The following is a 9821-nucleotide window of genomic DNA, read 5'->3' as shown; positions in this document are numbered from 1 at the left end:
GCATGTCCTTGCCAACCACAGCTTCAGCCACCCGCATCTGAACGCGACGAGCGCCGAGGCCTATCTCGCCGATATCGACAAGGCCGAGATGTGGCTCAAGGGCCGCCCCGGCTATCGCCCGTGGTTTCGCTTTCCCTTCCTCGACGAGGGCGGCACGGACAAGGTAAAGCGCGATGCACTGCGTGCCGGGCTCGCCGCGCGCGGGCTGCGCAACGGTTATGTCACCGCAGAATCGTCGGACTGGCACCTCGAAAGCCTGACGCGCGAGGCGGTGCAGGCGGGGAAGACGGTCGACCGCAAGGCGCTCGGCAATCTCTATGTCACATGGCATGTCGCGGCGGCCGACTTCGCTGACGCGATGATGCAGCGCGTCACCGGCCGCCAGCCGGTGCAGGTGATGCTCCTTCACGAAACCGACCTTGCGGCGCTCCACATCGGCGACCTCGTTCGCGCATTGCGCAAGGCTGGCTGGACCGTGGTCAGCGCGGATACCGCCTATGCCGATCCGATCGGCAGGGAAATGCCCGACGTGCCGTCGGCGCAGGGCACGCTGACCGAGGCGCTCGCCTGGGCTGCGGGCGTCCCCGCGCCGCGCTGGTATCGTTATAACCAGACCGACCTTGCGACCGCGGCATTCCGTGAAAAGGTGCTCGGCGAATGACGCGCCGCCATGAAACCCGCACGCCGCACCGGGCATTCTCCTTTCGAAGGAGATTGCCGATGACCCGCCTGATGCTTCCCGCCGGATTGCTGCTGCTCGCCGCGTGCAGCGGCGGCGAAGACAAGTCGCAGCCCGAAGACAGCGCGGCGATCTCGCCGCTGCAAAAGGCCGAGCGCCAATCGCCTCCCGGAACGCCGGAACCGGCGGTCGATGCGGATCTGCCCGATGCCGCCGAGGAAACCCCTGCCAAGCCCGAAACCCCGACCGCCGGTGACGGCAAGGCGATCCCGTCCGCAATCCGCGGCCGCTGGGCGCTCAAGGTCGCCGACTGTACGGCAAAGAAGGGCACCGACCTCACCGCGCTGACGATTGATGCGACGAACCTGCGCTTTTACGAATCGCACGGCGAACTCGCGCGCGTTGCGTCGTCCGATGCGAACCGCATCGTCGCCGATTATAAATTCAGCGGCGAAGGCGTCGAATGGGATCGCCGGATGCAGCTCGACCTCGCCGACGGCGGCAAAACACTGATCCGTCGCGACTCCGGCGAGGGTGCCGCCGCCGGTCCAATGCGCTATACGCGCTGCGCCGGATGACGGCTTTTTGAAAGGGAGACTCACGATGGACATTCGCATCCTGGCAATTGCCGCCGTTCTGCCGCTTGCCGCCTGTACGCAAGAGCGGCCGCCCGTCGAATCGACCCCGACCCCGCCCGAGGCCGAAATGACCTGCAAGGCTGACGCGGTGCAGTCCTATGTCGGCCAGACCGCGACCCCCGACCTCGGTGGTGCGATCCTGAAAGCCGCCGGCGCGCGCACGCTGCGCTGGGGGCCGCCGCGCTCGGCGATGACGATGGACTATCGCGTTGACCGCGTGAATGTCATGTACGACGACGCCTACAAGATCACGCAGGTCACCTGTGGCTGATCCGGCGCGGCGTAATCACAGCTCGGCGTCCCCGTTCGAACCGGTGTACGGCTACAGCCGGGCGGTTCGGGTGGGGAACCGCATCGACGTTGCGGGCTGCGCGCCGATCGAACCCGATGGCAGCTCGACTCCCGGCGACGCCGGAGCACAGGCGGCGCGCTGCATCGCAATCATCGGCGAAGCGCTCGAAGCGCTCGGCGGCAGCTATGCCGATGTCGTGCGCACGCGGATGTACATCACCGACGCCGCCGACGCCGATCTCGTTGGGCGCGCGCACGGATCGGCATTCAAAAATGTGCGTCCGGCATCGACGATGCTGGTTGTGCCCGCGCTGATCCGCCCCGAATGGAAAGTCGAAATCGAAGCCGAAGCCATCATCGAGAAATGACCATGACCGACCAGTTCCAGCTTACCGACGACCAGCTCGCCATCCAGGACATGGCGCGCAAATTCACCGCCGACCGCATCACGCCCTTCGCGGCCGAATGGGACGAGAAAAGCCATTATCCCGTCGACGTGTGGAAGGCGGCGGGCGAGCTGGGGTTCGGTGCGATCTACGTCGCCGAGGAATCGGGCGGCATCGGGCTCGGCCGATTGGAGGCGGCGCTGATCATGGAGGCGATGGCCTATGGCTGCCCCGCTACATCCGCCTATGTCTCGATCCACAATATGGCGACCTGGATGATCGACCGCTTCGGCGGCGCCGAGATCAAGGAACGTTTCCTGCCGGGCCTCGTCAGCATGGAGAAGATCGCGAGCTATTGCCTGACCGAACCCGGTTCGGGGTCCGACGCCGCGGCCTTGAAGACGACCGCGAAGAAGGATGGCGACCATTATGTGCTGAACGGCACGAAGCAGTTCATCTCGGGCGCCGGCTATAACGACATCTATGTCTGCATGGTCCGCACCAGCGAGGAAAAGTCGAAGGGGATCAGCTGCCTCGTCATCGAAAAGGACACGCCGGGTCTCAGCTTCGGCGCGCCCGAGAAAAAGCTCGGCTGGAATGCCTCGCCGACCGCACAGGTGATTTTCGAGGATTGCCGCGTGCCCGTGGAGAATCTGGTCGGCGCCGAGGGCGACGGTTTCCGCTTCGCGATGGCGGGGCTCGACGGCGGCCGCCTCAACATCGGTGCCTGCTCGCTCGGCGGCGCGCAGCGCTGCCTCGACGAAGCGATCGCCTACACCAAGGATCGCCAACAATTCGGCCAGCCGATCGCCGATTTCCAGAACACCCAGTTCATGCTCGCCGACATGGCGACCGACCTCGAAGCGTCGCGCGCTTTGCTCTATATGGCGGCGGCGAAAGTCACCGCGAACGCCCCCGACAAGTCGCGCTTTTCGGCGATGGCGAAGCGGCTCGCGACCGATAACGGCAGCAAGATCGTCAACGACGCGCTGCAGCTGTTCGGCGGCTACGGCTATCTGCGCGACTATCCGATCGAACGTTTCTGGCGCGACCTGCGTGTCCATTCGATCCTTGAGGGCACCAACCAGGTGATGCGGATGATCGTCGGAAGGGACCTGCTGCGCCAATGACCCCGGAACCTACAAACGATGTTTTGATCTCGACCGACGGCCGCGTCGGCCGCATCTCGCTCAATCGCCCCAAGGCAATCCACGCGCTCAACCTGCCGATGTGCGAAGCGATGATCGACGCGCTCGTCAAATGGCAGGGTGACGATGCGGTCGAGGCGGTGATCATCGACCATAGCGAGGGCCGCGGCTTCTGCGCCGGTGGGGATATTCGCATGCTGGCGGAAAGCGGCGCGAAGGACGGCAAGGAAGCGCGCTTCTTTTTCCACACCGAATATCGCCTCAACCATCTGCTCTTCACCTATGCCAAGCCCGTCGTCGCCTTCATGGACGGTATCACGATGGGCGGCGGGGTCGGGATTTCGCAGCCCGCGAAATATCGCGTCGCGACCGAGCATACGCGCTTCGCGATGCCCGAGACGGGGATCGGGCTGTTTCCCGATGTCGGCGGCGGCTGGTATTTGCCGCGGCTCGAAGGCCGCGTCGGCGCTTATCTTGCGCTCACCGGCGCGCGGCTCGACGGGGCGGAATGCCTCGCACTCGGCCTCGCGACGCATTATCTGCCGTCGGAGAAGCTCGCCGAGGCCAAGGCGCGGATCGCGCAGCATCCGGACCGCATCGGCGGCATCCTTGGTGAACTCTCGGTCACCGCGCTACCCGCTGCGATCACGCACCAGATCGACAAGATCAACCGCCTGTTCGCCAGCGACACCTATGAAGATATCCTCGCCGCGCTCGAAACCGATGGCGGCGAATGGGCGGCGAAGGAGCTCGATGCGCTGCGCACCAAGAGCCCGCAAACCTGCAAGGTCGCGCTCCGCCAGCTCAAGGAAGGCGGCGAGATGCACGACTTCGCCGCGCAGATGACGCAGGAATATGCGATCGGCAGCCGCGTCGCCCGGATGCACGACTTCATCGAGGGCGTGCGTGCGCTGATCATCGACAAGGACAACAGCCCGAAATGGGACCCGCCGACCCCCGAAGCGGTCACCGACGACTGGATCGACGCGATCTTCGCGCCCTTGCCCGAGAATGAGAAATGGACCCCGCTCACCTGACCTAGCCCCCTTCGTCATGCCGGACTTGATCCGGCATCCCGCTTTGCGAGGTTGAAGAGCGGGACCCCGGATCAAGTCCGGGGTGACGGTATCCGGAGATTGCTGAATGACATACGAAACCCTCCTCGTCGAAACGCGCGGGGCCGTCACGCTGGTGACGCTCAACCGCCCGCAGGCGCTGAATGCGCTGAACTCGGGCGTGCTCGACGACCTCATCGCGGCCTTTGCGGCGTATGAAGCCGACGACAGCCAGCGCTGCGCCGTGCTCACCGGGTCGGGCGACAAGGCGTTTGCAGCGGGCGCCGACATCAAGGAAATGGCCGACAAGCCCGCCGCCGATTTCTACCTCGAAGATTTCTTCTCGAAATGGACGAGCGACTTCGTGAAGAAGGTGCGCAAGCCGTGGATCGCGGCGGTCAACGGCTTCGCGCTCGGCGGCGGCTGCGAGCTCGCGATGATGGCCGACTTCATCATCGCGTCGGACAAAGCGAAATTCGGCCAGCCCGAAATCAAGCTCGGCGTCGCTCCCGGCATGGGCGGGTCGCAGCGGCTGACGCGCGCGGTCGGCAAGGCGAAGGCGATGGAAATGTGCCTGACTGGCCGGATGATGGATGCCGCCGAAGCCGAGCGCTCGGGCCTCGTCGCGCGCGTCGTCGAGCATGCGACGCTGGTCGACGAAGCGGTGAAGACCGCGACCACGATCGCCGCGATGCCGCCGATGGCCGCGATGGTGAACAAGGATATGGTCAACGCTGCGTTCGAAACCACGCTCGACCAGGGGCTGATCTACGAACGCCGCCTGTTCCAGATCCTCGCCGCAACCGAGGACAAGGCCGAAGGCATGGCCGCCTTCATCGAAAAGCGCGAAGGCGTGTGGAAGGGTCGGTGATATGAAAATCGCATTTATCGGGCTCGGCAATATGGGCGGTGGCATGGCCGCGAATCTGGCGAAGGCGGGGCACGACGTCCGCGCCTTCGACCTTAGCGAGGAAGCGCTCGCGCGCGCCGTTGAGGCGGGCTGCACCCGCGCGGCTTCCGCCGCCGAAGCCGTCACCGGCGCCGAGGCCGTCGTGACGATGCTCCCCGCGGGCAAGCATGTCGCCTCGGTCTACGAAAGCGAGGTGTTCCCCAACGCCGCGGCGGGCACGTTGCTGCTCGACTGCTCGACAATCGACGTCGCGACCGCGCGCGCGAACATCGAAGCCGCGACCGCCAAGGGCCTCGTCGCGGTCGACGCGCCGGTGTCGGGCGGCATAGCCGCTGCCAACGCCGGCACGCTGACCTTCATGGTCGGCGGCACCGATGAAGGCTTCGCGCGCGCCGAACCGATCCTCGCCAAGATGGGCAAGGCGGTAATCCACGCCGGCGACGCGGGTGCGGGGCAGGGTGCAAAGATCTGTAACAACATGCTCCTCGGCGCCTCGATGGTCGCGACGTGCGAGACGCTCGCGCTGGCCCAGAAGCTCGGGCTCGATCCGCAGAAATTCTTCGACATCGCCTCGGTCAGCTCGGGCCAGTGCTGGTCGCTGACCAGCTATGCGCCGCTCCCGGGCGTCGGCCCGACCACCCCCGCCGACAATGACTATAAAGGCGGGTTCGCCGCGGCGCTGATGCTCAAGGATCTGCGCCTCGCGATGGAGGCGGCGGCGAGCGTCGACGCCGATGTCCCGATGGGGTCGAAAGCGCGCGAACTCTATGAAGCCTTTGTCGAGGCCGACAAGGACGGCCGTGACTTCTCGGCGATCATCAAGACGCTGCAGGGCTGACCACTCCCCATTTTCGTCATCCCGGACTTGATCCGGGATCCATGGGCGGTGTCGAAGTCATGGACCCCGGATCAAGTCCGGGGTGACGATAATATGGAGATTATCCTGCGGTCGGAATCGGATTGCGGCGACGGGTCTTAGAAAAAATCCGCCGTCTCGCCCCCGTCGCGGCGTTCGGTGCGGTGCACCTGTGCTGGCGCCTTGCGCTCGCCGGTCCGGACCTCGATCCGCCCATCAACCCGCCGTACCTCGGCGGGCGCCAATATCCGCGCGCGCGCCACGGCGACGGCGGTCACCTGCGGCGCCGCGACGGGCGCGGCAGCCGGCGCGCTTCCGGCAAGCAGCAGGACGGCAAGGGCGGACATGGCGTTCATGCTCTGCCGTAACGGCGGGCCTTGCCAGCGCTTTAACCCTGAATCGCAAGTTTCCGGTCGTACCTGCGGCGGCGCGGAGGCAAAAGAAAGGCCGCCTGCCCCGTACCGGGACAGACGGCCTGATCATGGTAAGCGAGAAGAGGCTTAGAAGCCCGACTTTGCCTCGGCCTTTTCCTTGAGCAGCGGCGCCACGGCGAAACCATGTTTCTCCAGCGCCGCGACGATCTTGTCGGTGCCTTCCAGCCCCGCCCAGAACATCGGGCCACCGCGATAGACCGGCCAGCCATAGCCATAGATCCACACGACATCGATATCCGACGCGCGCTGCGCCTTGCCTTCGGAAAGGATCAGCGCGCCTTCGTTGACCATCGGATAGAGGGTGCGCTCGATGATTTCCTGATCGCTGATCTCGCGCTTCGCCTTGTTCGACCGCTGGCGGAAATCCTCGATGATTTCGGCGACTTCGGCGCTGGGCGACGGATTGCGCTTCTCGTCATAATCGTAGAAGCCCTTGCCGGTCTTCTGCCCCCAGCGGCCGACCGCGGCGAGCGCGTCGCGGATGCTTTCGATGCGCGTCGGGTCGCGGTGCCAGCCGATGTCGACGCCGGCAAGGTCGCTCATCTGGAACGGCCCCATCGGCATGCCGAATTCGACATGCACCTTGTCGATCTGTTGCGGCGTCGCGCCTTCCATGAGCAGGTTCATCGCCTCGACCTGACGCGGTTTGAGCATGCGGTTGCCGATAAAGCCGTCGCAGACGCCCGCGACCACCGCGACCTTGCCGATCTTCTTGCCGATCGCCATTGCGGTGGCGAGGGCATCGGGCGCGGTCTTGTCGCCGCGCACGACTTCGAGCAGCTTCATCACATTGGCGGGCGAGAAGAAATGCATGCCAAGCACGTCGCCGGGGCGGCTCGTCGCGGTCGCGATCTCGTCGATATCGAGGTAGCTGGTGTTCGACGCGAGGATCGCGCCGGGCTTGGCGATCTTGTCGAGCTTGCCGAAGATGTCCTTCTTGACGTCCATATTCTCATAGACCGCCTCGATGATCAGGTCGCAGTCGGCGAGATCGTCGAGATTGAGCGTCGGGGTCAGGATGCCCATCATTTGCTCGACCTGCTCGGGCTTGAAGCGACCCTTGGCTGCCGAGGCGTCGTAATTCTTGCGGATCACGCCGGTGCCGCGGTCGAGCGCTTCCTGCTGCATCTCGACGATGGTCACCGGGATGCCCTTCTGGAGGAAGTTCATCGAAATGCCGCCGCCCATCGTGCCGGCGCCGATCACGCCGACCTTCTTGATATCGCGGAGCTGGGTGTCCTTGGGCAGCCCGTCGATCTTCGCAGCCTGACGCTCGGCGAAGAAGATGTGGCGCTGCGCGGCCGACTGGCTGCCGAACATCAGCTTCATGAATTCCTGCCGCTCGAAGGCAAGGCCTTCCTCGAAGGGCAGGCGCGTCGCCGCTTCGACACAGGCGAGGTTGGCGTAAGGCGCCTCGAACCCGCGCCAGCGCTTGGCGTTGGCGGTCTTGAGCTGTTCGATCACCGCGACGTCGCCGAACACGGGGCGTTCGCGCGTCGGACGCGGGCCGTCGGCGATCTTCGCGCGCGCAAAGGCGATGGCATCGGCGGCGAGGCTGTCCTCGCCCGCGAGTTCGTCGACAAGGCCGAGTTCCTTCGCCTTCGACGCGGGCAGCGGGTCGCCGGTCGAGGTCATCGTCGCCGCGGCTTCGACGCCGACGACGCGCGGCAGGCGCTGCGTGCCGCCCGCGCCGGGGAGCAGGCCGAGCTTGACTTCGGGAACGCCGAGTTTCGCCGAGGGCACCGCGACGCGGTAATGACAGACGAGCGCGGTTTCGAGACCTCCCCCAAGGGCTGTTCCGTGGATCGCGGCAACAACCGGCTTCGACGCCGCTTCGATGCTGTTGAGCACCGCGTTGAAATCGGGGCCGCGCGGCGGCTTGCCGAATTCGCTGATGTCGGCGCCCGCGATAAAGGTCGCGCCGGCGCAGCGCAGCACGATCGCCTTGACGCTGTCGTCGGCCAGCGCGGCGCCGAAATTATCCTCGAGCCCCTGGCGGACGTGCCAGCTCAGCGCGTTGACCGGCGGGTTGTTGACGATGATGACGGCGACGTCGCCGTCCTTCTCCAGCGTGACGCTGACGGGGGTTTCTTCGGACATTTCAGACTCCTTAAACTAAACCCCGTTCGCATCGAGCGAAGTCGAGATGCCCATCGTCGGCGCATGCCTTCTGGGTGTCTCGACTGCGCTCGACACGAACGGGAAGAGAGGTTTGCATTTTCAATCGTCGATCGCGGCGTGGACCAATGTCTTGACCTCGCGCCGCACGGGATAGGTGGAAGAGGGCATGAGCTGCGTCATGAAGACCATGCAAATCTCCTCGACCGGATCGACGAAGAAGCCGGTCGAGAACATGCCGCCCCAATAATAGTCGCCCGCCGAGCCCGGAATGCCCGCAGCCGCCGGGTCGAGCGTCACCGCAAAGCCGAGGCCGAAGCCGACCCCCGCATTCTCGTCCTCGCTGAAAATGCCGACGCTGTGCTGCGTCAAATCGCCGCCGCCGGGCAGATGGTTTGACGTCATCAGCTCCAATGTCTTGCGGCTGATGATCCGCACGTCGCCCAGCTTGCCGCCGCCGAGCAGCATCAGGCAGAAGCGATGATAATCGTGGAGCGTCGAGGCGAGCCCGCCGCCGCCCGAATGAAAGCTGCGGTCCTTCGCCCAGCGGCTTCGCGCGCCACCGTCGAAATCCTGCTTCTTGTCTTTGGGATGAAAGGCGTAGGCATCGGTCAGCCGGTGCTGCTGGTCGGCGGGGACCTTGAACCCCGTATCGACCATGCCGAGCGGGCCGAAAATCCGCTCCTGCAAAACCGCGCCGAAGGGCTTGCCTTCGATCCGCTCGATCACCGCGCCGAGCACGTCGGTCGCCATCGAATAATTCCAGTGTGCGCCGGGGTCGAACTGCAGCGGGATCTTCGCCAGATCGGCGATGAAGCTGTCCATCGTATAGTCGGCATCGAAATCATCGATCCGCGCCTTGCGATAGGCGGCGTCGACCGGCGTGCGCTCCTGGAAACCATAGGTCAGCCCCGCCGTGTGGCGCAGCAGGTCGACCATGCGGATCGGCTGCGTCGGCGGCCGCGTCAGGAACGGCACATTGCCGCCGCCCGCGACGAAGACGCCGGTGTCCCTGAACTCGGGGCAAAATTTAACGAGCGGATCGGACAGCGCGACCTTGCCTTCCTCGACCAGCATCATGAAGGCGATGCTCGTGACCGGCTTGGTCATGCTTGCGATGCGGAAGATCGCATCCTCTTTCAGCGCTTCGCCGGGCCGCGCCTCGCCGATGACCGATTGATGCGCGATCTCGCCGCGCCGCGATACCAGCGTCGCGGCATGCGGCAGGCGGCCGGTGTCGACATATTTGGCGGCGAGGAAGGCCGGAATGCGGTCGAGGCGTTTGGTATCGAATCCGTGGCTCACG

The 9821-nt window shown here is 65.2% G+C and carries 10 protein-coding genes and 1 pseudogene; 8 read left to right on the top strand and 3 right to left on the bottom strand.

Annotated elements, in window-relative coordinates; translation table 11 throughout:
• From VGD20_RS07280 to mmsB, 8 genes and pseudogenes are all read left to right on the top strand, one after another.
• On the top strand, positions 1-661 hold a 661-nt coding region (locus VGD20_RS07280; RefSeq protein WP_331133807.1), incomplete at its 5' end, for a polysaccharide deacetylase family protein.
• A gap of 59 nt (positions 662-720) precedes the next feature.
• Positions 721-1257 carry a hypothetical protein gene (locus VGD20_RS07275; RefSeq protein WP_331133806.1) on the top strand — a complete coding sequence of 179 codons (537 nt, stop codon included), beginning with the start codon at positions 721-723 and terminating at the stop codon, positions 1255-1257.
• A 25-nt stretch (positions 1258-1282) separates the two neighbouring features.
• Positions 1283-1588 carry an I78 family peptidase inhibitor gene (locus VGD20_RS07270; protein ID WP_331133805.1) on the top strand — a complete coding sequence of 102 codons (306 nt, stop codon included), beginning with the start codon at positions 1283-1285 and terminating at the stop codon, positions 1586-1588.
• A complete protein-coding gene (locus tag VGD20_RS07265) occupies positions 1539-1976 on the top strand; it encodes a RidA family protein (RefSeq protein ID WP_331133804.1) in 438 nt (145 codons plus the stop codon). Before VGD20_RS07270 ends, VGD20_RS07265 begins: the two co-directional genes overlap by 50 nt.
• Positions 1977-1978: 2 nt before the next feature.
• On the top strand, positions 1979-3124 hold the full coding sequence (locus VGD20_RS07260; RefSeq protein WP_331133808.1) for an acyl-CoA dehydrogenase family protein: 1146 nt from the start codon (positions 1979-1981) through the stop codon (positions 3122-3124).
• Positions 3121-4179, top strand: coding sequence for an enoyl-CoA hydratase/isomerase family protein (locus VGD20_RS07255; protein ID WP_331133803.1), 1059 nt, complete (start codon positions 3121-3123; stop codon positions 4177-4179). Before VGD20_RS07260 ends, VGD20_RS07255 begins: the two co-directional genes overlap by 4 nt.
• 106 nt (positions 4180-4285) lie before the next feature.
• Positions 4286-5068: an enoyl-CoA hydratase-related protein gene (locus VGD20_RS07250; RefSeq protein WP_331133802.1), complete on the top strand. Its 783-nt coding sequence runs from the start codon at positions 4286-4288 to the stop codon at positions 5066-5068.
• A pseudogene (gene mmsB / locus VGD20_RS07245) lies at positions 5067-5945 on the top strand (3-hydroxyisobutyrate dehydrogenase); the annotation flags it as partial. The gene VGD20_RS07250 and the pseudogene mmsB, both read left to right, overlap by 2 nt.
• 137 nt (positions 5946-6082) lie before the next feature.
• Here the strand turns inward: mmsB and VGD20_RS07240 are convergent.
• The 3 genes from VGD20_RS07240 to VGD20_RS07230 form a co-directional block, all read right to left on the bottom strand.
• Entirely contained in the window at positions 6083-6319 is a 237-nt protein-coding gene (locus VGD20_RS07240) for a hypothetical protein (protein WP_331133801.1), read from the bottom strand.
• A 144-nt stretch (positions 6320-6463) separates the two neighbouring features.
• A complete protein-coding gene (locus VGD20_RS07235; protein WP_331133800.1) occupies positions 6464-8497 on the bottom strand; it encodes a 3-hydroxyacyl-CoA dehydrogenase NAD-binding domain-containing protein in 2034 nt (677 codons plus the stop codon).
• A gap of 120 nt (positions 8498-8617) precedes the next feature.
• Positions 8618-9820 (bottom strand): serine hydrolase domain-containing protein, encoded by a 1203-nt coding sequence (locus VGD20_RS07230; protein ID WP_331133799.1) that lies wholly within the window; start codon positions 9818-9820, stop codon positions 8618-8620.
• Position 9821 lies beyond the last annotated feature (1 nt).

The sequence above is a fragment of the Sphingopyxis sp. genome (assembly GCF_036402335.1).
Classification (GTDB): Bacteria; Pseudomonadota; Alphaproteobacteria; order Sphingomonadales; family Sphingomonadaceae; genus Sphingopyxis.
The sequence above is the reverse complement of the archived record's forward strand: the minus strand, read 5'-3'. Positions and strand labels throughout refer to the sequence as shown.